Raw genomic sequence first — 23,093 nt, 5'->3', positions numbered from 1 at the left:
TTATGATTGGTTTGATTTTATAAATTTATTTAATTCTACAAGCCCTCTTTCTGTAACAATGGCTCTTAAGTGGTATTCTAAAAAGCTTTCCATAAGGTATTCCTTATCGTAAGTTTCGCTCGAAAAAAAGTCGTTATCTTTAATGCCTGTCATACCAATAAAGTACATTTTAGAAATAAAATCGACATTAATGGCTTGTCTATACAGATCGGTTTCAATCCCTTTTTGGAGACTTTCTTTAACAGATTCATGCATTTTTTCGAATTTCTTTATATGCAATCTCTGATATATTTGCGGATAATATTTTTTAAGTTGATACTGTGAGGATGTTTTTTCATCCTTAAGGTAGTTTAGTACAAAGAGTTTTATATCATATAATTCTTGAATGGGATTTGGCGATGTTACGCAAATACCATCAATACCTTCGCAAACAGATTCAAAAACGTGAAAAGCGACTGCTTCTACAAGTTTTGTTTTATTGGTAAAATGCACATAAATTGTTTTTTTAGAAATAGCTAATTCATTCGCAATATCATCCATGGTTACACTTTTGAAACCAAGGGTTAAAAACATTTCGGCAGATTTTGTTATAATTTTTTCTCTCATAATTGCGGCAAATGTACAACAGGAAACTTTAAAAACAAAAAAAGTTTCCAAAGTTTTAACGATTTATTAATATTGTAAAATAAAGTAGTTGCATTAGTTGACGTAATTACATTATTTTTGTTACATGCAACAAGTACAATTTTACCAAGACGAGTTCACTTCGTATTTAAAAGGGTTTACAACACACCGAGAGCCTGTTTCTTTATATAATCCAATTAATTATATATTACAATTAGGCGGTAAACGTTTACGTCCCGTTTTAACATTAATGGCGGCAGAAATTTTTAACACCAATTATCAAAAGGCATTAGATGCGGCTTTAAGTATTGAAGTATTTCATAATTTCTCGTTAGTGCATGATGATATTATGGACGATGCGCCCTTGCGTAGAGGTAAAGAAACCGTACACGAAAAATGGAGTATAAACACCGGTATTTTATCTGGTGATGCCATGTTGATTATGGCTTATCAACTCTTTGAAAATTACGAACCCAACACCTTTCAAGCACTTGCTAAACTGTTTAGTAAAACGGCATTGGAAGTTTGCGAAGGCCAGCAATATGATGTCGATTTTGAAACACGAAATGACGTTTCAGTTTCAGAATATTTGAAAATGATTGAATATAAAACAGCCGTTTTGGTAGGTGCCGCCATGAAAATGGGTGCTATAGTTGCCAATGCCTCAGAAGAAGACCAAAATAATATTTATGAATTTGGAAGAAATCTAGGTATTGCATTTCAGTTACAGGACGATTATCTAGATGCCTTTGGAAACCCTGAAACTTTTGGAAAACAAGTTGGTGGCGATATTATTGAAAACAAAAAAACGTATTTATACATCAAAGCATTGGAGTTTTCAAACGAAGACAATAAAGCTAAACTTTCTGAACTATTCAGTAAAACGCTGGAAGATAATGAGCAAAAAATAGAAACGGTTAAAACTATTTTTAACGAAAGCGGATCTGCAAATGCCACAAAAACGGCCATAGAAGCGTACACAAATAAAGCATTTCATGTTTTGGATTTCATGTCAATTTCTGAAAACAAGAAAATGCTTTTAAAAGCTTTTGGTGAAAATTTAATGAACAGAAGTGTATAATGCAATTACCAAAAACATTTGAAGATTTAATTGAAAATGCCAACCAATTAAGTTTGTACCAACAATTAGTGCTTCAACTGAATAAAGATTTTTTGTTGGCAAATATCAATTTAGATTTTCATGAAGATGTGTTGCCAACAAGCTTAAAATTACTGCTTCACGAAACAGTTTATAAACTTATTCAAGAAAAATTCACCGATTATTTAAATCTTTTATATATTGTCGATGTTTCTGAACAGGAAATTAAAGCCTTAAATGGTGATGATTTACTTAAACTATCTGAAGATGTGTCGTTCTTAATTTTAAAACGTGAATGGCAAAAGGTATGGTTCAGAAATAAATACAAATAAATTAATTAGGATAAATTTGTCCGAATTAAAAATTTATTGTATCTTTGCCTCAAATTAACTAATTAATATGTTTTCAAAAGCTTGCGAGTATGGTATTAAGGCGTGTATTTTCATAGCGATAAATTCGTATGAAGGAAAGCGTGTAAGCCCTAAAGAAATAGCTGAAGAAATTAACTCACCACAAGCTTTTACGGCTAAAATTTTGCAAGCCTTGGTAAGACATAAAGTTATTAATTCTATTAAAGGCGCTTATGGCGGGTTTGAGGTTAGTAAATATGAAATAAAAAATATTAAACTCTCTCAAATTGTAAAAGCTATAGATGGCGATAATATTTATAATGGTTGCGGTTTGGGTTTGGAAAAATGTGATGAAAACCATCCTTGTCCTGTGCACGATAAGTTTAAAGTAGTTCGAGATGAACTTAAATTAATGTTAGAAAATACGAGTTTGGAAGAATTAGCACTTAACATAAAATCTGGTGCTTCATTTTTGAAGACTTAAAAAAATTTGAATATAAATAGGATAAAAATATCCGAAATAAAAAAACTATGGAAACAACACAAAAACAATCAGAAAAACAAATAGGGCAGTATGTTGCCGACGATTTTAGAACCGCAGCGGTATTCGCAAAATATAAAATAGATTTCTGTTGCAACGGAAACAGATCTGTTGAAGAAGCCTGTGAAAAAAAAGGGATAGATAGCAACAAGATATTAGATGAATTGCAGGCTGTTTTAAACTCTAAAACAAATCAATCCATCGATTATAAATCTTGGCCATTGGATTTATTGGCAGAATATATTGAGAAAACCCACCACCGCTACGTAGCAGAAAAAATACCAGTATTATTACAGTTCTTAAACAAATTATGCGCTGTTCACGGTGAAAGACATCCAGAATTATTCAAAATAAATGAGTTGTTTACAGCGTCTGCCGGCGAACTTTCTGCACATATGAAAAAAGAGGAATTGGTTCTTTTCCCTTTCGTAAAAAAATTGGTTGCTGCTAAACTTTCTCATGGCACTATCGAAACGCCTCATTTTGGTAAAGTTGAAAACCCAATCGCCATGATGATGCAAGAACACGATAATGAAGGCGAACGTTTTAGACAAATAGCAGAATTAACAAACAACTACACACCTCCTGCCGATGGGTGTAACACATACCAAGTAACCTTTGCGATGTTGCAAGAGTTTGAACAGGATTTACATTTACACATTCATTTAGAAAATAATATTTTATTCCCTGAGGCTATTAAATTAGAACAGCAATTTGGTTAATAGCAAACTAAACTAAATTTTTTAATCCCTAATTAATAGCGAATAAATTCCAGGAGATTGCTTAAATATCTTCTGGAATTTTTATTTTTAAAATTTATATTTTGTTTAGTACATTAATGTGTGCCATCCTAAATTCAAATTAACATCATACATTAAAACCTTAAATACATTTAAGTGACTTATTAATCACAGAATTCAATATAAAACCTTGCATAAATGCCTAAAAAATATGTTTTAATTTGCTTGCTCAACTTTTTTATTGCAGCCGTTTTAGGGTTGGTATTGCGATATTATTTTGTGCAATCCGTTGGGTTGAATTATCGGTTTTTAACACATGCACATTCGCATATTGCCATGTTGGGTTGGGTGTATTTAATGTTGTTTACACTTTTTGTTCATTATTTTGTTCCCGAGAAAAGACCCATTTATAACAGGTTGTTTTGGGTAACGCAAGTGGCGGTTTTTGGTATGTTGTTTAGTTTCCCGTTTCAAGGGTATGCGGTAGTTTCCATCACTTTTTCAACCTTACATATTTTTTGTAGCTATTATTTTGCCTACCTTATTTTTAAGTATCATAAAACCGAATCGGTTGTTACTAGCTATTTACTTAAAACATCACTGGTTTTTATGTTGGTTTCTACCATCGGTGTTTGGTGTTTAGGGCCTGCGGTTTCTATGGCTGGTCAAGCATCGGCTTTTTATCAAATAGCCATTCAGTTCTTTTTGCATTTTCAGTTTAATGGCTGGTTTTTAATAGCCGTTATAGCGGTATTATTTCATCTATTAAAATTAGAGGATTCTAAAAATTTCCGATTATTCTTCAAGCTTTTAATCGTTTCAACAGTACTCACTTTTGCATTACCTGTTAATTGGTATGCACCTCATGTTTTGTTGATATGGATTAATGGATTTGGTGTTTTATTACAATTGGCGGCGCTATTTTACTTCTATAACATGGTAAAACCTGTATTTGGAGTATGGGTAAAAAACCAGCAAAATAGTACTAAATTCATGTATGTATTTGCTTTGATATGTTTTGTTTTAAAAATTGTTTTGCAATCGGTTTCACTGTTTCCAGAACTTGCAAATACAGCTTACCAGCATAGAAATTTTGTAATAGGTTTTATACATTTAACTATGTTAGGTGTTATTTCTGGGTTTTTATTTGCATTCTTGTTACAAAATTATTCAATAAAACAGACCAAATTACTCACTTTCGGAATCGCATCCTTTATTTTAGGGTTTATATTAACCGAAGTTATTCTAGCTATTCAAGGGGTTCTATTTTATTTTGGTGAAGGATTATTGCCTAATTATTATCTTATATTATTCGTATTCAGTATCTTATTGCCACTTGGCATAGGCATCTTTATTATCAATATTTTAAAAACTAAAAATTATGACACAAAAACCAATAAAACGCCATAAAGCGTTGCAACCCTTAAGTAGAGAACACCACCACGGATTATTATTATCATGGAAAATTAGAGCCGGTTTTAGCAAAAATATTGCTCCAGAGCGTGTAAAAGTGTATGCCGATTGGTTTTTTAAAACCCATTTAATACCTCATTTTGAAATGGAGGAACAACATGTTTTCACTATTTTGGATGGCGATAATGAATTGATTAAACGTGCTTTATCAGAACATGAATACTTAAAAAAACTGTTTTCAGATGAAGACATAAAAAATGCATTAAGCAAAATTGAAGAAGCTTTGGATGCTCATATTCGGTTTGAAGAACGTATTTTGTTTCCTGAAATTCAAAAAATAGCGACTGAATCCCAATTGGAGCTAATAGAAAAAATTCACCATGAAGCTGACTTTGTAGATAAGCTTGATGATGAATTTTGGAAATAATATAGCTTGTTACTATTCAGTTTAATCCCAATCTAACAACCTTTTTTCGCCTTCAAGTTTTTGGATGTCGGTTATATCTTGAGACATTTCAATAACACCTTTGTATTTTTTGTTGTTATCTCTAATGGCAAAATACCTAATATGGATAATCTGCCCTTTAAAGTTGAACCAGAACTCAGCCACATCTTTGGTGCCAGCTCTAAATTCGTCAACAATTCGCAAAACCATATCAACACTTTTTGGAGGATGGCAAAACCGAACTTCACGACCAATAATACCTTTACTTCGTGAAAAAACACGGTCGTCGCCACGGTTGTAAAAAATCACTTTATCATTTTCATCCACATAAGTAATATCAATAGGGAGAAACCGTAAAAGTAAGTTAACTTGTTCTGGCGTCATGTAACCTTCATCGTAATGAAACGTGTTTTCCAATGAAAATGTCAGTTCCCTTTCGGCCGTATCTTCACTTGGGTGAATGTATGCTTCTTCCTTAGTAATGGCTGGATAGGGTTTGGGTTTTTCCAGTAACATCCAACCAATTTCCTCATCGCCTATGTAAAATTCTTTCCATTCTTCCTCGGTTATTAATTCCATAGAATTGGGGAATAATCTGCTGTCTTCAATCATCAATAACCGTTCAATGCCTTGCGTTAAATACGGAATATTGTCTTGTATTTTGGCAATGTTTTTTTCGCTATTGTAAGTGTTTAATATTTTTATTTGTTCCCGTAAATTATCGTGAAACGACCACATACCTTGACTTGGGCCTTCCCAACCGTGTTTTTCTAAGTAAGGAAATAATTGGTTTTCTTTACGCACAAACCGTTTTTCAATGGTTGTTAATTGGTTGAAAATGTTGAAATATTTTTGAAAATCTTCAGCAGGATTGGCTTCATTTAATTCTAATAATAAATCCTGTATTAAAGCACTTTCCTCATAATATACTTTTACGGGATGCCCTTCTGGTAATGTTTCGACAATTGGAGCGTATGAGTTCATTTTTTAAAATGGTGTTTCTTGTTAAATTTTAATTAGGATAAATTTGTCTTTTATACGAAAACACAAAAGTATGAGTTGTGTTTAATTAGGAATATGACATTTATCATAAATTAAAAAACTCACTAACATTTTTAAAATATGTTTGATGATGGGTGTTGAACTTGAGGAAAAAAGGTATTAAGGCATAATAAATGACAAGTTTATATAAAAATTACGTCCTTGTCGCGAAATATTATTCCAATCGGCGTAGGTGGAGTAGTTGTTGTCTAACATGTTTTCAATACCATATTTTAAGACTGTTTTATGGTTTTTTACATAAAATATATTACCGAAATTTAAATTTAAAATGGCATATTCAGGTGTTTCATCTTCGCCATAAAAACTGCCGTATTTGCTTTGGTTGCCATTGCCTTCCAATTGAATAGCAGCATTAAAATGGGTGGTATTATAATTGAATTCTGCGACGTACAAAAATGGTTTTATTAGGGGTAAAGCCTCATTATTGCTGCCTGTTCCATAATTGTAACCAATCGTGCCATTAACTGAAAAAGCTTTGGAAAGTTGATACGATGTATTTAAATAGACATCAAAAATAGTAGCATAATCGAGCGCTGTATAAACTTTTACACCATTTGAACCAATGGTCATTGGGCTTAATGATGCATCAATATTGCCAATAATGTAATTCATGATATAAAAATAGGACGATTCAATACCTATTTTAAAGTCATTTTTATGGTAGTTCACTTTGAAATTAGCTTCTACAGATTTTTCGGTGTTTAAGGAAGGGTTTCCGATATAATCGAAATTATCAAAACTATTATATAAGAAAAAACCATAACCTTCACTTACCGTAGGCGCTCTTTCACCATAGCCTAAACCAAAAGTGATATCAAATAGATTCTTTTTCCATTGATAATCAGATGAAAAACTGGTTAGCAACCTACTTTTGGAATGGTTAATGTCTGGGTAGAAAATTTGCAAACTTTCCAAGCCAACTTCATTTGCAATCTTATTTTTATGATAGCCTAATCTTAATGAAGCAGAAACGGTTTCAAAAGCATTTAAACTCATCGCATCTTTAGCATACAAACCCGTATAAAGTGTTCTTACATCTGGCCATGTGTACATAAACATGGCAGGTTGGTTGGGATCGTTTGGATACATGGTCATTTCTGCTAAGGACCGGTTGTAAAATCCATTAAAATTCAATAAAACGTTATGTTTGTTTTCCTTTATAGTTGCTTTACTGTAAAACCCATAGGTATCACTCCAACCGGGCATATCCATACGAATAGGCACATCTGGACGTTTTGAATCGTCCATAATATGGGTAATGGTATTAAAATAAAGCTTAGACTCTAACGACTTTATAAAAGTGGTATTATTGATATAATTATGCGATAGCGAGGTAATTAAAGCCTCGGCAAGCGACACATCCATGGTGAGTGCAGGATAACCAACATTGGTCGCTCTATCGTAAATAATATTGGCATCTAAAGATTGATTTGCATCCAATTTAAAGCCACTTTGTAACGAAATATTATATTTCTCAAATTGGGAATACAGCACTTCTTGGTTGCCGCCAGCATCGTAATTATCAGATTTTCTATAAATACCATCCGTATTTAAATAGAAACTATTGGTGGAATATTCTAGATCCAAACCTGATGTTTTATAGTTGCCATTGGTTTCGTAACCTAAATCGATACTTGTTTTTAAACCATTGTTGTTATAGGTAGAAGTTGGCAGTTGCAAATCAATACCACCACCTACACAATGTCCGTTTTCTGAACCCGATTGCCCCGAACCAATGCTTACCTTTTCTAAATTGGACACATCTACATACGAAGTGATAGGGTCCATTTTATCGGTACAGGCGCCAAAAATTTGCATCCCATCGATGGTAATGGCTAACCTGTCGCTGTTCATGTTATTCATAGAGGCTTCCCAAGCATAATTACCACGTTTTATCATGGTGATTTGGTTCGATTTTTCTAGAAAATCATCAATGCTCGATAAGGTTTTCTCTTGCCGGTAGTTACTCAAATTCCGACGATTTATAACAAGAACTTCATCCAGTTTTGTGGTATCTTTTTTTATTATATTGGTTTCTTCTTGAGCAAATATTAAAGTGCTAAATAATAAAAAACCTCCATATATAATAAGTTTATTCATATGAAAAATTTTGAAGAGTGTATCTGAAAGGTGTACAAAACCGTCATTACGAACGTCGTGAACTAATCTGTTAATTGAATACTAATAACTTACAGATTGCTTCGTTGCTCGCAATGAAGAAAAAGCACACGTTTTAGATACCCTCAAATTTTGAAAGCTTATAAAGTTTAAAATTCTAATTCTAAATACAGAGAACTTTGAATATTATCGGTAGTAACATCTTCACCTTTTAAAACTTCGTTTTGTGTATTAAGTAGTTTTAAATTAAGCACCCAATATCCCGTCATGGTTAGTGATAAATCGCCATAATACAAACCATTAATACTATTATATGTTAAGTCGGTATTATTTGGCGAACTGTGATTTCCCATTCCTGGCATTCTAGGATCTAATGTTATGGTATAATCTTCAACCACCGGAAAGGACATCATGCTTTCCATTTTATACAAACCAACAACCATGTCATTAATCGCTATTTTTGGGGTTTGGGGTTGTAATAAAGCAATGATGTAGCGCGTATTATCACTACCAGTAAAGCTAGTAACATTTTGCTTTTCGGCTTGCATTACAGTAATAGTATCGGTTGCTGAATAGGCCTCACCATTAATGGTGTAATCGACCGTTAAGGACCAACCAGAACCATCTAAATTTGCCATTTGATAAATGATAAAACCTTCGTAAACTGTTGTTTTTCCGGAATCTTTAACGATAGCAGATTTTGGACAAGAATGCGACATGTTAGTCATTTGCATTACTGGATTCCAGGTAATAGATGCGTTTTCAACGTAGGCATTTGAAACATTGTCTTTTACACGGATACTTATAACATTATAACCAGTTAAAAATTCGCCAGTAGCATTGTATAATTCGATGGTGTGTGTAGCGTTTGTTAGTTCTTGAACTAGTGTAAGTCCTTCAATTTCATTTGTTTCAGAATCATTATCATCTGATGAACATGATACGGCGAATATCGAAATGAATAGGATAGGTAATATATATTTAAGTTTCATATGTTTACATTTTTTATTTCCCACAAATTCTGCGGAATATTTTACGTGTGTGTATTTAAGTGTATCGCAATAATAACCGTACACTGTTTATTGTTTATGTTAAATAAAATTGCGAAATCTTTTTTTTCTTTTTAGAATAAATAAAGCTTCGTTTTTTCTAATTTTTCAGAAAAAATGGTACCAATTATGGTTTTTGAAGCTAAAAAAGAATCAAGAAATAATGGGAGGAGGCGTATCTATATCAAAATAGATGGCTATTAAATTTGAAGCATAGGAATTAAAGCTGAAATAGTATGCTTTATTAAAAATGTTTTTACTTTCTAAATTTTTAATATCATAAGAACAGAAAGCATCCAATGAAAAACGTCTGGTTTCTTTAACAGGAATGGTGGTTTTTGAATCTGGTTCACTATCATTCAATTCTTTCATTAAATGACATTTACCGTTACATCCTTGCTGATTTTCTTTTTGAACGCATAAATTTTTTGCAATAAAATCTTGATTAACAACAAAGTCGCCAATAATAGCAAGTGTATTTATATTATGTGCGAATAATATAAATACCAAAACAAAAGCTGTTATTTTATGCGTAATCGCTGAAATCATTTGGCAAATCTAAAGTTTTTTTTATTAATATTTTTTAAAATTAAATGACTAAACCATTAAAAATCTTTACGTTTTGCTTTGTAAAGAATTCTTAATAACGGAAAAACAACCCATAAAACTAACATAACGAATGAGATTATGAGTCCGAAACTGGTGCCAAAAAATTGTTTAAATACCGCACCTGTATAACCTAACAACGCTGAAATATCCAGTTTTAAAAGAATAAGTGTACGCGATAAATCGATTGGGTTTAACATGGTGCCAATTAGCGATAATTTATCTAACGGATAATCTTCAAAAATAATTAGCGACATTAAAAAGATGCCATCGTAAATAATGCCTAAAAATAACCACATTAAAATAGCGTAACCAAACCCTTTTATTTTGTTTTCGTTCGATAAAGCAATATTAAACGCCAAGGCTGTAAATATTAAAGTTAGGAATGTACCTGTAATTAATAACAGCGAAAAGTCCCAAATGGCAGTACTTTTAAATAAGCCGTAAAATATAAATGGAAGCCCCAAACCTAAAATTAAACTCATAGATAAAGAAAGCGCAACACCTAAATACTGACCCAAAAATATGGAGGAACGTTTTATGGGTTGTGCCAGTAAAAGCTCGGTAAATTCTTTGGAATTGTAATAATACATCACACCGAAAATAGTACCAATTAAAGGGACTAATACAATAATGACATTCATTAACGTGATAACTGCTTTTGATAAATCGTTGTTTAAAAACAGCAGGACAACACCTAGTAGTAAATAAAAGGCAAAATACACGTAACTCCAGCGGCTTCGCATTAAATCGTAAAAACTATATTTTAATATTTTAAGCATGATTTTCGGTTAAAATGGATGCAATGGCATGTTCAAAGTCTGGTTGGTTTGTTTTTGTTTTTAATTCTGAAACACTCCCTTTAAAGTATATTTTACCTTCTAAAATAAACACGATTTCATCAGAAATTTCTTCAACAAAACTCATAATGTGTGAGGTTATCAAGATGGTTTTTCCTTTTGCTTTTTCAGCCTGAATTAAATCTTTCAATCTTATAAGCGAAATGGGGTCTAACCCAGAGGTTGGTTCATCTAAAATAACAAGTGGACTGTTAAACATAAACGTTAAAACTAAATTCACTTTTTGTTTTGTTCCGCCAGAAAGTGTTCCTAATTTTTTATCTAAAAAAGGTTCGAGTTTAAATAATTGGATTAAACGTTCGTCTTCGGTGGTTTTTCCGCGTAAATCTTTAATCATTTTAATCAATTCCTTCACCTTTAAATTGCTCGGAAAATTGGCAATTTGCGGTAAATAATCAATGTGTTGGCGGTAATTGGATGCGTTTTTTATATTATGTCCTTGTATAGTAATGGTGCCTTTGTTCGGGATTACCATGCCTAAAATAGATTTTATCATGGTTGTTTTTCCTGATCCGTTAGGGCCCAAAACAGCGAAAATACCACCTTCTTTAATGGATAAATCAACACCGCTTAAAACTTGGTTTTTACCAAAGGCTTTATGTAAATTTTCAATGCTTACCATACGTTTTTTTTCATTAAAGGGTTGTTATCCAATAAATTATCTGGGGTAAAAACAGGGGATACTTTTTCGGAAAAATCAATAATATCTATAAATAAACTGCGTAATAAAATGATGGTTTCGGGTGTTCGGTTTACAATATATGAAAACAATTTTACTGGTCTGTAAGGAACATCGCCAATGCCATCTTTATCTAAATCATAACCCGTATAATTGCTCCAATAATTTTTATTAAAAACATTATCATTTACATTGCTGTTGTATGAAATATCAAAAGAATTATATAAAAAATTATTCTCTAAAAAGCTGTTTGTATAACAGGCACCACGTACTTTAACTGCCCAACCATTATTAGTAAAATTATTGTTTTTATAAACAATGCGGTTAGAACCTTCAATATTAATACCTATGGTATTTTCCTCAAAGGTGTTACCAACAATATCTGCATCGTTAATTTCTTTTAATAGTAAGCCGTAGGATGCCGTTCCCCAATTTTCCCTAAAAATATTGTTGTACATTTTTATTTTTTTTGAAAACATAACGGCAACACCAGCACCATTATTTCCGAAGGTGTTATCGCGGTATTCATCATCGTTGGAAAACATAAAATGAAGTCCGTAACGTATATTTTGTTCGCTTACATTATTTTTAATGAGGCAGTTATCAGAAAATTCCAAATAAATACCGTCGCGCACATGCTCAATATAATTATGTTCAATAACGATGTTGTTACTATACCAAAGTTGAATGCCGTTACCGGAATTATATTCCTGTACCGCATCTCCGACAATTTTGTTATGGTAAATTTTTCCATAGCTAGATCTTTCTAGATAAATGCCAAAAAACAATTTTTCAAGCACCAGATTTCTAACTGTAAAATGTTTGCTGCGTTTTATGCGGATGGCAGCATAATCTGCGGTATAACTTGTGCCAACATTAATAATGAATAAACCATCAACCGTCACATAATCAGAAGTTACGGTAATAATTTCGCCTTTTTTTTCACCATCAATAACCGGATAATTTTTTCCAATAATGGTTAGAGGTTTATCAACAATAATACTGTGTTCTTTGTAAGTGCCTTTGTTTACAAAAATAGTGTCATAATCCTTAGCTACAGCTATTGCTTTTTTTAATGTTGAAATAGGGCAGGTGTTGCACACTTCAATTTTTTGAGCATAACTAGAGTAAGCCATTAAAATGACTGCTAAGAAAAGCACTATTTTTTTCATGATTAGTGTTTTAAATGTGCTAGAAGTTCGTCCCAGGTATAGAGTGTTCCTCCTTTTTCTGCCTGTACTTTTTCAGCCTCCGCTTTGGTTTTGAAAGCCGATAAAAAAGCGCCCATAGGGCTTGGTATATTTTTGCTTATTAAAAAAGTAGCTTTGGTAGCATCAATTAACGCTTCTGGTTCATTATAATCATTAGATAGATATAATTCTACTTCATTAGCGTCGAATTCATCCATAAAATGAACCATACATTCTGATGCGTCAAACATATACACTTTGCCTTTTTTTGTTACAATTTCGGCAGCATGCACCTTATCTACAATGGTCATTTTACAAAAATGACAGCCATCGTTACCATAGTTTATGGCTTTTGGCGATACATTACAACTGATTAAAAACAGTGGCAACGCCATAATTAAAAAGTATTTTAGTGTTCGCATTTTTTAGTGTTTTTAAAATTTTTAAGCTATTGAGTTGTTTTTCTTACACTTGCTTTTCTGCCAATCCAAAAGGCTACAAGCGTTAGAGCCATACCAACAAACATTAAATAACCGCCAATATGTGGCAAGGATTTAACATCAAAATTCAATAATTTTTGAAATCCTAATAATGGTGGTTTGTAAGACATAGGCGTGCCATCTGGGTTAGTAACCTTTATAATGGCATGTGGATCTAAATTGCTTCCATAGTCGATTAACCAATTATTAAAATCGTACATGCCTAAGATACCTAAAAAAGACATTAAAATAAACCAAGCTAATATAGATGTATAACTTATTTTTTTGAAAAAAACCAATAATCCAATAATAGCACCTAAAATGGACATTCCCAAAATAACCTTAGGAAATACTGAGAACTCCCACATTTCTTCTGGTTTCGGTATGGTTTTCATCCCAATATAGTGGTTTAATCCATCTATATTTTGAAGATCGAATTCTTTTACACCTTGAATGCCATTAATATAAATATCCATACCTAATGGATCGGGATATTGTGGTGCGCCAAGCATAATATTCCATAAAGGAAATTTGAAAAGCCCTAATAACAATAAGGACCCTATTACCATTATAATTCCAGCCTTTTTCATAATTTTTATTATCTAATTAGCCATTTAGTTGATAGTGATTTTAAAAAAAAAAGGCGAGAGCGAAACTTCAGCTCTCGCCTTAATAGGAAAATAAACACTAAAACAAAATTTTCCTATGCTTTAATTTATTCTTCGCCTAAGCCCCAAGATAATTCTATATTGGAATTTGCTGGCGATACACGAACATAGCCTTGCATTTCTTGGTGTAATGCAGAACAGAAATCTGTACAGTAGAAAGGCCATACACCTACTTGTTTTGGTTCCCAAGTTAACGTTCTGGTTTGACCAGGAGTAACTAATAACTCGGCATTATTGGCGCCAATCATGGCAAAACCGTGAGGTACATCAAAATCTTGTTCTAGGTTGGTAATATGGAAGAAAACTTTATCTCCTACCTTAACACCTTCAATATTATCTGGCGAGAAGTGACTACGTATCATGGTCATATAAACATGCACGTTTTTACCGTCACGAACCACTTTAGTATCTGCATCGCTAGTTGCTTTTTTAGCATGTTGGTTTTCAGCTAGTCTATAGATTTTTCTTGAATTATTTTTAATGATTTCTGCTGGAATAGCTGCCGCATAATGAGGTTCGCCATGCGTTGGGAAATCTAAAATTAATTCCATTTTATCGCCAGAAATATCATAGAGTTGTGCAGAATGTTCCATTTCTGGGCCTGTTGGTAAATAACGGTCTTTGGTAATTTTGTTCATGGCGAACATGTATTTACCAAAAGGTTCTCTTGAGTTTCCTCCAGGAATTGTTAAGTGACCAACAGAATAGTAAGTTGGTTTTCTATCGATAACTTCCCAAGTTCCTAATTTCCATTTTACAACTTCTGAAGAAATAAAGAATGTAGTATAAGCATTTCCTTTTCCGTCAAATTCGGTATGTAAGGGGCCTAAACCTGGTTGTTCTACCGAGCCAGCTAAAACATCTTCAAATTTTAAAATAGGAATTCCGTAAGCATCACCATCAAATTTTTTGTTTTCGATAGCGTCTAGCATTTTAGTAAATGAATGTACGGTTAAATTGGCTGATAATTTACCATTACCTACAATGTATTCTCCAGTTGGATCTACGTCGCAACCATGAGGAGATTTTGGTGTTGGCAATAAATAAACAGCTCCAGGAACTTCTGCTGGATTAACCACGCGCACTTCTTTTTTCATAGTTGATGTAGCGTTGTGCGTAGCTTCGTCATATACATTGTGCGCATAATTTGCAGGCATCATGGTACCACCACCATTATTTACATACTCTTCAATTTTTTTCCAGTTGATGGCAGCAATAAAATCTTTATCGTTTTGAGATGCATTAACCTCTAATAGCGTATTAGCTTCTTCCGTATTATAAGTGGTAAAGAAGAACCAACCATGAGATTTTCCACGTCCAGGATGTGATAAATCGTAGTTAAAACCAGGCATTAGTACTTGGAATTTAATATCCATGTGTCCATGTTCTGGATCAACCGAGATGAAAGATAATGCACCTTTAAAGTTCCCTTTGTATTCTTTAATAGCCATGTCTCTTTGAGGAATTGGCACAGAAAAACGGGTTCCTGCCACTACATATTCTGTGTTTTCTGTAATGAAAGAAGAACTGTGGTTTCCAGCACTATTAGGTACCTCGATAATCTCTTCAGTTTCAAAAGAAGTTAAACTAATTCTAGCGATACGAGGTGTATTGTTTCCATTAATAAAAATCCATCGGCCATCTAACTTACCGTTAGTTTGCGAAATGTCTGGGTGATGTGAATCGTCCCAAGGTATAAAACCATACGAGGTTTCTAGCATAGGTTTGGTTTCTTCAGAATACCCATATCCATTTGTTGGGAATTGAGAAAATACTGGAATCTCTTTAAACATGCGTCCAGAGGGTAAGCCGTAAACGGTAAGGTTACCACTGTAGCCTCCAGAAATGAATGCGTAATGCGAATCGTGTTCGCCAGGAGCTACATATACTTTTTCAGCATTACTGGACCTTAGTGCCCCAGATTGTCCAGATTTTTGATCATTGCAACTTGTAAAAGCTACAGCTGCCATTAAAAATCCAATAGATAATTTAAAAATATTTTTCATAAGAAATACGTTAACGTTTTAAAATTTTAGTTTGGTAAAATTACTTTATCAACTATATGTACAATACCATTTCCCGCAGGTACACTTGCAATTATTTTTGCACCTCCAATAAATACATCATCGCCTTTAACTTCAACAGTTACGCTTTGGTTGTTGGCTTGCCCTAATTTTTTGAATTTTTTCAAAAAATCTTTAGAGTAGTTTCCAGGCGTTACGTGGTGTTTTAAAATATTGGCTAATGCGTCTTTGTTTTCTGGTTTAAGTAAGTTTTCTACTGTTCCTTCTGGTAAAGCTGCAAAAGCTTCATTTGTAGGAGCAAAAACCATTAAGGGACCCGCATTTACAAGAGCGTTTTCTAAATTGGCGGCTTGTACCGCGGCAACAAGCGTTGTGTGGTCTTTGGAACCAATGGCAATTTGCAGTACGTTTGGTGCAGAACCATCATCTTCAATAAAAGCTTGACCTTGTCTTTTGTCAGTTGCAGTTTCAACGGTGGTGTTCGAAGGCTCTACCTGTTGCTGTTCTTTATTGTTCTTACAATTAAAGAACAGCACAACAAGTAAAACAGTAAATAAATAGTTTAAGTTGGTTTTCATTTATTTAAGTTTATTTAGTTTTTAGTACGGATAGAAGTTGGTTAATCTCCTATTATAAGGTTCTAAAGTACTCTAAAACAGCTCTTGCTTCAGCTTCAGTAAGGTGTTGATTTGCCATGGGCGCACCATTAAACTCAACAAGCAATTCTTTAGCTAATGGATCGTTTTTAATCATACCTTCAGGATCTAAAATCATATTCATAACCCATTCTGGAGTTCTGCGTTCAAGAATTCCTTTAGGTGCAGGTCCAATGAATTTTTTATCAGGTCTGTGGCAAGCGGTACACATTTTAGTATAAATTTCTTCACCATGAGTTGCCATAGCTTGATCAATTTCAGCAGGCAATACGAGTTCTTTTACAGGGCCAACGCCTTTGTTTGTTAGGTCTACTCTTTTTGAAGCAGATACCGTTTCTTCCTTTGGAGCAGCTTCTTCTGTGACTGCTGGTTTTTCATAAGAAAAATTTTCCTTTTTCTTATCTTCTTTACCACCACAACTTATAAGTAATGATACAGATAATACAGTTAAATAATTTAGTGCTTTTTTCATAAGTTTTAATTAAATATTCATGTAAAGTTAAAAATATTCATGCGAAGATAAAACCTTTATTGGCAAAATTATATGACAAAAATCATATTTAGGACATTTTTATCCTTTTTATATTTAATTTTATTTTGTTTTAAAATTTGGGATGAATAATTGTGGAAAAAATTAAAAATAAAACCTTACAAAAGGTGCCCAAGCATTGGCGTAAATGCTTTTGTTTTCATCATATAACAGGTCGTACCTAACACCAAAAGTAACATGGCCGTTTCGGTAACCTGCACCTACATATAAGGCTGGAGACCAGTATGTGTCGTTTTCTAAATTTAAATTATTGTCAAATCGTCTGTTTACATGAAGTTCTTCAAATTCAGCCGAAAGTTGTATTTGATCAACAGGATTAAATAAACCAATAAGGCTGCCTCCTAAAATAGTTGATTTGTAAAAGTCTTTTTGTTTATTGTAAGTCCCGTTTAAGCCAAATCCTAAAGCAACTTGATTGTTAAATTCGTAAATGGCACTAGGAGCTAAGGTGGCACTAAAAAAATTATCACCAAAACTTAAACCAATACCACCTCCAAAACGTACTTGATTCCAAAAATCAGATTTGTTTTCTTGAGCATTTAAAGTATTTAGATAACTGAAATTTATCGCAAAAAAAACGATTGAAATTTTAATGATTAAAGGAAATGTCTTCATAAAATTAGAAATCTTTAAAAAATTAACATAAAAAATTAACTTATTAATGAAATGGCTATATTTAGCTTATAAATATAGTTAAAGAATCCGCTAGTTTTTCTAAAAATTGTATTTTTGTCGTCCCAATAAATATTGGGAGATTGATAAACCATAGTGTATTAAAAAATATAATGGATAAATTTTCCTTTTTAAACGCAGCGCATACATCGTATTTTGCCGATTTATATGACCAGTATTTACAAAATCCAGATTCTGTAGAACCAAGTTGGAGAGCCTTTTTTCAAGGTTATGATTTTGGTAGTGAAGAAAGTAGTTTACAACCAGATGTTGTTGAACATGCCATAGCTCAAATGCCAGAATCCCTTCAAAAAGAGTTTCAAGTGGTGAAACTTATTGATGGCTATAGAATGCGTGGGCATTTGTTCACTAAAACAAATCCTGTTCGCGAGCGCAGAAGTTACGAACCTACTTTAGCTATCGAAAATTTCGGTCTCAGCGCAAACGATTTCGATACTGTTTTTAATGCTGGCGAAGTTTTAGGTATTGGACCTCAAACATTACGAGAGATTTTAGTCCACTTAAATAAAATATATTGTAGTTCTATAGGGGTTGAATATATGTATTTGCGTAATCCTGAAGTTATTGGATGGTGGCAAGGTCAATTAAATGTGAATGATAATCATCCTAATTTTAGCGAAGACTCTAAAAAATATATTCTTTCTAAATTAAATCAAGCGGTTACTTTCGAGAATTTTTTGCAGACAAAGTATGTTGGTCAAAAACGATTTTCTTTAGAAGGAGGCGAGTCGCTTATTCCTGCATTAAGCAATACATTATATATATCATCTGAAAAATATGGTGTAAAAGAATGTGTGTTGGGAATGGCGCACAGGGGTCGTTTAAGCACCTTGGTTAATATTTTTAGAAAACCGGTTCACGAACTTTTTAGCGAGTTTGATGGTAAAGATTTTGAAGATTTAGATATTGATGGCGACGTAAAATACCATTTAGGTTTAACCTTGGATAAAACCTACCAAAATGGAAAAACCATTAAAATGAATTTGGTGCCAAATCCATCTCATTTAGAAACTGTTGCATCGGTGGCCGAAGGTATTACAAGAGCTAAGATTGACAATGATTATGGTGGTGATGACTCTAAAATTTTACCAATTATTGTACATGGTGATGCTGCTATTGCAGGTCAAGGTATCGTGTATGAAGTGGCACAAATGAGCCTGCTTAACGGCTATAAAACGGGAGGAACGCTTCACATTGTGGTAAATAACCAAATTGGGTTTACAACCAACTATTTAGATGCACGTTCAAGCACCTATTGTACCGATGTTGCTAAAGTAACATTATCCCCTGTTTTACACGTTAATGCCGATGATGCTGAAGCTGTTGTGCATGCTGTAGAACTAGCTTTGGCTTACAGAATGCGTTATAAAAAAGATGTATACATCGATTTATTAGGGTATAGAAAATATGGGCATAATGAAGGTGATGAACCTCGTTTTACACAGCCTAAGCTATATAAACAAATTGCGAAACATAAAAATCCGTTTCAAATTTATACAGATAAATTAATTGCAGAAAAAACAATTGACCAAGCATATGCTGATGGCATTACAGAAGAGTTTAAAAACGTTTTAGAAACAGCCTACGAAAAATCTAAAGAAGAAAAATCATCTAAGGTAAGAGAGTTTATGGAAGAGCGTTGGAAAGGTTTTAGTCGTAAAGGGCTAGAAGCTATGCTCAAAACCGAAAACACATCGTACCCTAAAAACAATTTAGAAGGTATTGCGAAAATAGTTTCAACAGTTCCAGAGGGTGTCAAGTTTGTACGCAAAGCGGAACGAATTTTAGATGGTAGAGCCACTATGGTTTTTGAAAGCGATACGCTTGATTGGGGTATGGCTGAAACCTTAGCTTATGGAAGTTTGCTTGAAGAAGGTTTTAACATCCGTATTTCTGGTCAAGATGTGGAACGTGGTACATTTAGCCACCGTCATGCTATTTTACGTGATGAAATTTCTGAAGAGCGAATTAATTTGCTAAACATCAACCCACGGAATAAAGGTAAAATGGATATTTATAATTCATCGTTATCAGAATATGGGGTGTTAGGTTTCGATTATGGATATGCCATGGCCAACCCAAATACGTTAACTATCTGGGAAGCTCAATTTGGAGATTTTAGTAATGGTGCTCAAATTATTTTCGACCAATATTTATCGGCAGCCGAAGATAAATGGAAGTCTCAAAATGGTATTGTGGTATTATTACCTCATGGCTATGAAGGTCAAGGATCAGAACATTCATCTGCAAGAATGGAACGTTATTTACAATTATGTGCTAATGACAATATGATTGTTGCCGATTGTACAACGCCTGCAAACTTTTTCCACTTATTGCGTCGTCAAATGAAACGCGATTTTAGAAAACCATTAATTGTTTTCACTCCAAAAAGTTTATTGCGCCATCCAAAAGCAGTGTCATCATTAAATGAATTGGCTACGAGTGAATTCCAAGAAGTTATAGACGATACTTTAAACCCAGAAAATGTTACTAAATTAGTGTTCTGTACAGGTAAATTCTATTATGATTTATTAGCGCAACGCGAAAAACTAGAGAATTCAACCGTTGCACTTATTAGAGTAGAACAGTTATTTCCGCTTCATGAAGAAAAAATAAAACAAGTTATAGCTAAGTATCCGAATGCAAAAAAATATGTTTGGGCACAAGAAGAACCAAAAAATATGGGTGCTTGGAGCTATATATTACAGCGATTGGATTTTATTAAAATAGAACTTAATTCGAGACCATACAGTTCTGTACCTGCACCAGGTTCAAGCACCAGAGATAAAAGAAGACAACAAAGCGTTATCGATCAAGTATTTGATATTTCATAATTAAACATAATTGAGCAAAAACTCATAAAAAAATAAAAACAAAACAATGATTTTAGAAATGAAAGTGCCTTCACCAGGCGAGTCTATAAAAGAGGTTGAAATAGCAACTTGGTTAGTTCAAGATGGCGATTATGTTGAAAAAGATCAAGCTATAGCAGAAGTTGACAGTGATAAAGCAACTTTAGAACTTCCAGCGGAAGCAAGCGGTATCATTACCCTGAAAGCTGAAGAAGGGGATGCCGTAGCCGTAGGTGCTGTTGTATGCTTAATTGATACGAGTGCAGCAAAACCTGAAGGAACAACTGAAGCTCCAAAAGCTGAAAAGAAAGAAGAAGCCCCTAAGGCTGAAGCACCAAAACCTGCTGTAGCAGAAACTAAAACCTATGCTACAGGAACAGCAAGTCCTGCGGCTAAAAAGATTTTAGCTGAAAAAAATATGGATGCTTCATCCATTTCTGGAACCGGAAAAGATGGACGTGTAACTAAAGAGGATGCTGTTAGTGCGGTACCTTCTATGGGAACACCAACTGGTGCAAGTCGTGGTAGCTCAAGAAGTAAAATGTCTATGTTACGTCGTAAAGTAGCAGAGCGTTTAGTGGAGGTGAAAAACACAACAGCCATGTTAACTACGTTTAACGAAGTAGATATGTCACCAATTTTTGCTTTAAGAGATGACTATAAAGAGACATTTAAAACCAAACACAACGTTGGTTTGGGCTTTATGAGTTTCTTTACATTGGCGGTGGTAAGAGCATTAAAAATGTATCCAGCCGTAAATTCGATGATGGATGAGAAAGAAATGATAACTTACGATTTTTGTGATATTAGTATTGCCGTTTCTGGACCAAAAGGATTAATGGTGCCTGTAATTAGAAATGCTGAAAACCTAAGTTTTAGAGGTGTTGAAGCTGAGGTGAAACGATTAGCGCTTCGTGCAAGAGACGGACAAATAACCGTTGATGAAATGACGGGTGGTACTTTTACAATTACTAATGGTGGTGTTTTTGGCAGTATGTTATCTACGCCCATTATTAACCCACCACAAAGCGGTATTTTAGGAATGCATAATATTGTTGAACGTCCAGTTGCAGTTAATGGAAAAGTTGAAATTCGACCAATTATGTACGTTGCTTTATCTTACGACCATAGAATTATTGATGGAAAGGAAAGTGTTGGGTTTTTAGTAGCTGTTAAAGAAGCTTTAGAAAATCCTACAGAGCTATTAATGAACAATGATGTTAAAAAAGCTTTAGAGCTTTAATAGCACGTTTATCTATAACAAAAAAGGGCTAGCATAGTTTGTATGTTAGCCCTTTTTCCATTTAAAAAAAAGTTAGGTTAAGCAATAGATGACGTTTATTGAAATTACAATTACAACTAATGTAATTAATCCAATAATAAAATATTTATTTAGACAACTATTATCTTTCTCCATAGTTTATATTTTTTTGGATCTTCAACAACTTAAATAAAAAGCCTCTGCATGTTAGATAGCAGATTCTCTGTGTTATAGATTCTCCTCTTAAATAATTAATAGCATGGTAAAAGTACTTTTTAAATAACTAAAAAAAAATACGCACTTGTACGTATATTTAGTTTTACAAAGATTTATAAAATTCAGAAGGCTTCAAACATTACGTCTGAAGCCTTCCTATAATTCTCCCTAAGAACTAATTAATAGCACTGTAAAGATAAGGGATATAAAGCATAAAAAAAATACGCACTTCTACGTATTTTTTAAAAATGATGTTTATTTACATTTGCCCAAATGGAAAGTGATGTGGGTTTATTATCCAAACCTAACTTATTTACAATATTACTTCGGTGTTTATCTACCGTTCGGACCGAAATTGAAAGTTCTTTGGCAATTTCTAAACTGGTTTTATTTTCAGAAATAAGTTGTACTATTTTTAATTCAGATTTCGTAAGGTTTTCTAAATCAGCAGGTTTGTTGTTTGTGTTGTGGTTTAAATAGAATGCGATTTCTTCACTAAAATAGCGTTCATTATTAATCACATGATTAATACAAATTTCAATTTCTTCAATAGCAAACTCTTTTAAAATATAACCGTATACGTTGAATTCTTTCGCCTGTTCGTATATTTCTTCCTCTTTATCAAAGGTTATTAGAATAACTTTAGTTGGTAAGTTGTTTTTTGTGCAAGCTTCAGCTATTTCTAATCCCGTTTTATGCGGCATTCTAATATCAAGAATCGCAATTTCCGGTTTTAATTTTACAATAAGATTATAAGCTGTATTACCATCGGCAGCACTTCCCACGATATTAAAACCTTTGGATGTTAAAAAATCGGTAAGACCACGCAACATCAGCGGATGGTCGTCAGCTATTACAATAGAAGTACTCATTAACTTTAGGGAGTTAAATTGCTATTAATTAAGGTAAATATAATGA

The 23,093-nt window shown here is 33.3% G+C and carries 23 protein-coding genes; 8 read left to right on the top strand and 15 right to left on the bottom strand.

Annotated features, from left to right (window positions below; all coding sequences use genetic code 11):
* The gene (locus tag EV196_RS01965; protein ID WP_132214348.1) at positions 1 to 606 is read right to left on the bottom strand and encodes a TetR/AcrR family transcriptional regulator; all 606 of its coding nucleotides are present in this window, start codon (positions 604 to 606) and stop codon (positions 1 to 3) included.
* Positions 607 to 730: 124 nt separating this feature from the next.
* Here EV196_RS01965 and EV196_RS01960 point away from each other — a divergent pair, with 124 nt between their 5' ends.
* From EV196_RS01960 to EV196_RS01935, 6 genes are all read left to right on the top strand, one after another.
* A complete protein-coding gene (locus tag EV196_RS01960) occupies positions 731 to 1,705 on the top strand; it encodes a polyprenyl synthetase family protein (protein ID WP_132214346.1) in 975 nt (324 codons plus the stop codon).
* Positions 1,705 to 2,055 (top strand): hypothetical protein, encoded by a 351-nt coding sequence (locus EV196_RS01955; RefSeq protein WP_132214344.1) that lies wholly within the window; start codon positions 1,705 to 1,707, stop codon positions 2,053 to 2,055. Before EV196_RS01960 ends, EV196_RS01955 begins: the two co-directional genes overlap by 1 nt.
* Before the next feature lie 67 nt (positions 2,056 to 2,122).
* Positions 2,123 to 2,557 (top strand): RrF2 family transcriptional regulator, encoded by a 435-nt coding sequence (locus EV196_RS01950; RefSeq protein WP_132214342.1) that lies wholly within the window; start codon positions 2,123 to 2,125, stop codon positions 2,555 to 2,557.
* Positions 2,558 to 2,604: 47 nt separating this feature from the next.
* Positions 2,605 to 3,336, top strand: a complete 732-nt coding sequence (gene ric, locus EV196_RS01945) for an iron-sulfur cluster repair di-iron protein (RefSeq protein ID WP_132214340.1) — start codon at positions 2,605 to 2,607, stop codon at positions 3,334 to 3,336.
* A 216-nt stretch (positions 3,337 to 3,552) separates the two neighbouring features.
* Positions 3,553 to 4,764 (top strand): hypothetical protein, encoded by a 1,212-nt coding sequence (locus EV196_RS01940; RefSeq protein ID WP_132214338.1) that lies wholly within the window; start codon positions 3,553 to 3,555, stop codon positions 4,762 to 4,764.
* Entirely contained in the window at positions 4,736 to 5,194 is a 459-nt protein-coding gene (locus EV196_RS01935; protein WP_132214336.1) for a hemerythrin domain-containing protein, read from the top strand. The genes EV196_RS01940 and EV196_RS01935 overlap by 29 nt, the downstream gene beginning before the upstream one ends.
* Positions 5,195 to 5,215: 21 nt before the next feature.
* On the opposite strand, the gene EV196_RS01930 is transcribed toward EV196_RS01935, so the two are convergent.
* The 13 genes from EV196_RS01930 to EV196_RS01870 all read right to left on the bottom strand — a co-directional run bounded on the left by EV196_RS01930 (position 5,216) and on the right by EV196_RS01870 (position 17,768).
* On the bottom strand, positions 5,216 to 6,178 hold the full coding sequence (locus EV196_RS01930) for a DUF438 domain-containing protein (protein WP_132214992.1): 963 nt from the start codon (positions 6,176 to 6,178) through the stop codon (positions 5,216 to 5,218).
* Positions 6,179 to 6,373: 195 nt separating this feature from the next.
* A complete protein-coding gene (locus tag EV196_RS01925) occupies positions 6,374 to 8,374 on the bottom strand; it encodes a TonB-copper family protein (RefSeq protein WP_132214334.1) in 2,001 nt (666 codons plus the stop codon).
* Positions 8,375 to 8,541: 167 nt separating this feature from the next.
* Positions 8,542 to 9,384 carry a hypothetical protein gene (locus tag EV196_RS01920; RefSeq protein WP_132214332.1) on the bottom strand — a complete coding sequence of 281 codons (843 nt, stop codon included), beginning with the start codon at positions 9,382 to 9,384 and terminating at the stop codon, positions 8,542 to 8,544.
* A gap of 210 nt (positions 9,385 to 9,594) precedes the next feature.
* Positions 9,595 to 9,990 carry a hypothetical protein gene (locus EV196_RS01915; protein WP_132214330.1) on the bottom strand — a complete coding sequence of 132 codons (396 nt, stop codon included), beginning with the start codon at positions 9,988 to 9,990 and terminating at the stop codon, positions 9,595 to 9,597.
* A gap of 56 nt (positions 9,991 to 10,046) precedes the next feature.
* Positions 10,047 to 10,829, bottom strand: a complete 783-nt coding sequence (locus EV196_RS01910) for an ABC transporter permease (protein ID WP_132214328.1) — start codon at positions 10,827 to 10,829, stop codon at positions 10,047 to 10,049.
* Positions 10,822 to 11,529, bottom strand: coding sequence for an ABC transporter ATP-binding protein (locus EV196_RS01905; RefSeq protein WP_132214326.1), 708 nt, complete (start codon positions 11,527 to 11,529; stop codon positions 10,822 to 10,824). Before EV196_RS01905 ends, EV196_RS01910 begins: the two co-directional genes overlap by 8 nt.
* Positions 11,523 to 12,758, bottom strand: coding sequence for a nitrous oxide reductase family maturation protein NosD (locus EV196_RS01900; RefSeq protein WP_132214324.1), 1,236 nt, complete (start codon positions 12,756 to 12,758; stop codon positions 11,523 to 11,525). Before EV196_RS01900 ends, EV196_RS01905 begins: the two co-directional genes overlap by 7 nt.
* 2 nt (positions 12,759 to 12,760) lie before the next feature.
* Complete coding sequence (locus tag EV196_RS01895) at positions 12,761 to 13,198, bottom strand: nitrous oxide reductase accessory protein NosL (protein ID WP_132214322.1); 438 nt, start codon at positions 13,196 to 13,198, stop codon at positions 12,761 to 12,763.
* 26 nt (positions 13,199 to 13,224) lie between these two features.
* Complete coding sequence (locus EV196_RS01890) at positions 13,225 to 13,845, bottom strand: hypothetical protein (protein WP_132214320.1); 621 nt, start codon at positions 13,843 to 13,845, stop codon at positions 13,225 to 13,227.
* A 125-nt stretch (positions 13,846 to 13,970) separates the two neighbouring features.
* Positions 13,971 to 15,929 (bottom strand): Sec-dependent nitrous-oxide reductase, encoded by a 1,959-nt coding sequence (gene nosZ / locus EV196_RS01885; protein WP_132214318.1) that lies wholly within the window; start codon positions 15,927 to 15,929, stop codon positions 13,971 to 13,973.
* A 26-nt stretch (positions 15,930 to 15,955) separates the two neighbouring features.
* On the bottom strand, positions 15,956 to 16,525 hold the full coding sequence (locus tag EV196_RS01880; protein ID WP_132214316.1) for a fasciclin domain-containing protein: 570 nt from the start codon (positions 16,523 to 16,525) through the stop codon (positions 15,956 to 15,958).
* Positions 16,526 to 16,577: 52 nt separating this feature from the next.
* Positions 16,578 to 17,075, bottom strand: a complete 498-nt coding sequence (locus EV196_RS01875) for a c-type cytochrome (RefSeq protein WP_132214314.1) — start codon at positions 17,073 to 17,075, stop codon at positions 16,578 to 16,580.
* Between the two features lie 162 nt (positions 17,076 to 17,237).
* Positions 17,238 to 17,768 (bottom strand): alpha-ketoglutarate decarboxylase, encoded by a 531-nt coding sequence (locus EV196_RS01870; protein WP_132214312.1) that lies wholly within the window; start codon positions 17,766 to 17,768, stop codon positions 17,238 to 17,240.
* A 170-nt stretch (positions 17,769 to 17,938) separates the two neighbouring features.
* Here EV196_RS01870 and EV196_RS01865 point away from each other — a divergent pair, with 170 nt between their 5' ends.
* The gene (locus EV196_RS01865) at positions 17,939 to 20,680 is read left to right on the top strand and encodes a 2-oxoglutarate dehydrogenase E1 component (RefSeq protein WP_132214310.1); all 2,742 of its coding nucleotides are present in this window, start codon (positions 17,939 to 17,941) and stop codon (positions 20,678 to 20,680) included.
* A gap of 46 nt (positions 20,681 to 20,726) precedes the next feature.
* On the top strand, positions 20,727 to 21,941 hold the full coding sequence (gene odhB, locus EV196_RS01860) for a 2-oxoglutarate dehydrogenase complex dihydrolipoyllysine-residue succinyltransferase (protein ID WP_132214308.1): 1,215 nt from the start codon (positions 20,727 to 20,729) through the stop codon (positions 21,939 to 21,941).
* Between the two features lie 476 nt (positions 21,942 to 22,417).
* Here the strand turns inward: odhB and EV196_RS01855 are convergent, their stop codons facing one another.
* Complete coding sequence (locus EV196_RS01855) at positions 22,418 to 23,047, bottom strand: response regulator transcription factor (protein ID WP_132214306.1); 630 nt, start codon at positions 23,045 to 23,047, stop codon at positions 22,418 to 22,420.
* Positions 23,048 to 23,093: the final 46 nt, after the last annotated feature.

Source organism: Mariniflexile fucanivorans (assembly GCF_004341235.1).
Taxonomy (GTDB): domain Bacteria; phylum Bacteroidota; class Bacteroidia; order Flavobacteriales; family Flavobacteriaceae; genus Mariniflexile; species Mariniflexile fucanivorans.
This window is presented reverse-complemented; position numbering and strand designations above follow the sequence as displayed.

What these genes read in the sequence shown, in the direction of transcription:
- EV196_RS01865 (WP_132214310.1), top strand. Translation starts at nt 17,939, where the DNA reads ATGGATAAATTTTCCTTTTTAAACGCAGCGCATACATCGTATTTTGCC.
- EV196_RS01895 (WP_132214322.1), bottom strand. Translation starts at nt 13,198, where the DNA reads ATGCGAACACTAAAATACTTTTTAATTATGGCGTTGCCACTGTTTTTA.
- EV196_RS01900 (WP_132214324.1), bottom strand. Translation starts at nt 12,758, where the DNA reads ATGAAAAAAATAGTGCTTTTCTTAGCAGTCATTTTAATGGCTTACTCT.
- nosZ (WP_132214318.1), bottom strand. Translation starts at nt 15,929, where the DNA reads ATGAAAAATATTTTTAAATTATCTATTGGATTTTTAATGGCAGCTGTA.
- EV196_RS01950 (WP_132214342.1), top strand. Translation starts at nt 2,123, where the DNA reads ATGTTTTCAAAAGCTTGCGAGTATGGTATTAAGGCGTGTATTTTCATA.
- EV196_RS01955 (WP_132214344.1), top strand. Translation starts at nt 1,705, where the DNA reads ATGCAATTACCAAAAACATTTGAAGATTTAATTGAAAATGCCAACCAA.
- EV196_RS01905 (WP_132214326.1), bottom strand. Translation starts at nt 11,529, where the DNA reads ATGGTAAGCATTGAAAATTTACATAAAGCCTTTGGTAAAAACCAAGTT.
- EV196_RS01965 (WP_132214348.1), bottom strand. Translation starts at nt 606, where the DNA reads ATGAGAGAAAAAATTATAACAAAATCTGCCGAAATGTTTTTAACCCTT.
- odhB (WP_132214308.1), top strand. Translation starts at nt 20,727, where the DNA reads ATGATTTTAGAAATGAAAGTGCCTTCACCAGGCGAGTCTATAAAAGAG.
- EV196_RS01925 (WP_132214334.1), bottom strand. Translation starts at nt 8,374, where the DNA reads ATGAATAAACTTATTATATATGGAGGTTTTTTATTATTTAGCACTTTA.
- EV196_RS01960 (WP_132214346.1), top strand. Translation starts at nt 731, where the DNA reads ATGCAACAAGTACAATTTTACCAAGACGAGTTCACTTCGTATTTAAAA.
- EV196_RS01875 (WP_132214314.1), bottom strand. Translation starts at nt 17,075, where the DNA reads ATGAAAAAAGCACTAAATTATTTAACTGTATTATCTGTATCATTACTT.
- EV196_RS01910 (WP_132214328.1), bottom strand. Translation starts at nt 10,829, where the DNA reads ATGCTTAAAATATTAAAATATAGTTTTTACGATTTAATGCGAAGCCGC.
- EV196_RS01870 (WP_132214312.1), bottom strand. Translation starts at nt 17,768, where the DNA reads ATGAAGACATTTCCTTTAATCATTAAAATTTCAATCGTTTTTTTTGCG.
- EV196_RS01890 (WP_132214320.1), bottom strand. Translation starts at nt 13,845, where the DNA reads ATGAAAAAGGCTGGAATTATAATGGTAATAGGGTCCTTATTGTTATTA.
- EV196_RS01920 (WP_132214332.1), bottom strand. Translation starts at nt 9,384, where the DNA reads ATGAAACTTAAATATATATTACCTATCCTATTCATTTCGATATTCGCC.
- ric (WP_132214340.1), top strand. Translation starts at nt 2,605, where the DNA reads ATGGAAACAACACAAAAACAATCAGAAAAACAAATAGGGCAGTATGTT.
- EV196_RS01940 (WP_132214338.1), top strand. Translation starts at nt 3,553, where the DNA reads ATGCCTAAAAAATATGTTTTAATTTGCTTGCTCAACTTTTTTATTGCA.
- EV196_RS01915 (WP_132214330.1), bottom strand. Translation starts at nt 9,990, where the DNA reads ATGATTTCAGCGATTACGCATAAAATAACAGCTTTTGTTTTGGTATTT.
- EV196_RS01855 (WP_132214306.1), bottom strand. Translation starts at nt 23,047, where the DNA reads ATGAGTACTTCTATTGTAATAGCTGACGACCATCCGCTGATGTTGCGT.
- EV196_RS01880 (WP_132214316.1), bottom strand. Translation starts at nt 16,525, where the DNA reads ATGAAAACCAACTTAAACTATTTATTTACTGTTTTACTTGTTGTGCTG.
- EV196_RS01935 (WP_132214336.1), top strand. Translation starts at nt 4,736, where the DNA reads ATGACACAAAAACCAATAAAACGCCATAAAGCGTTGCAACCCTTAAGT.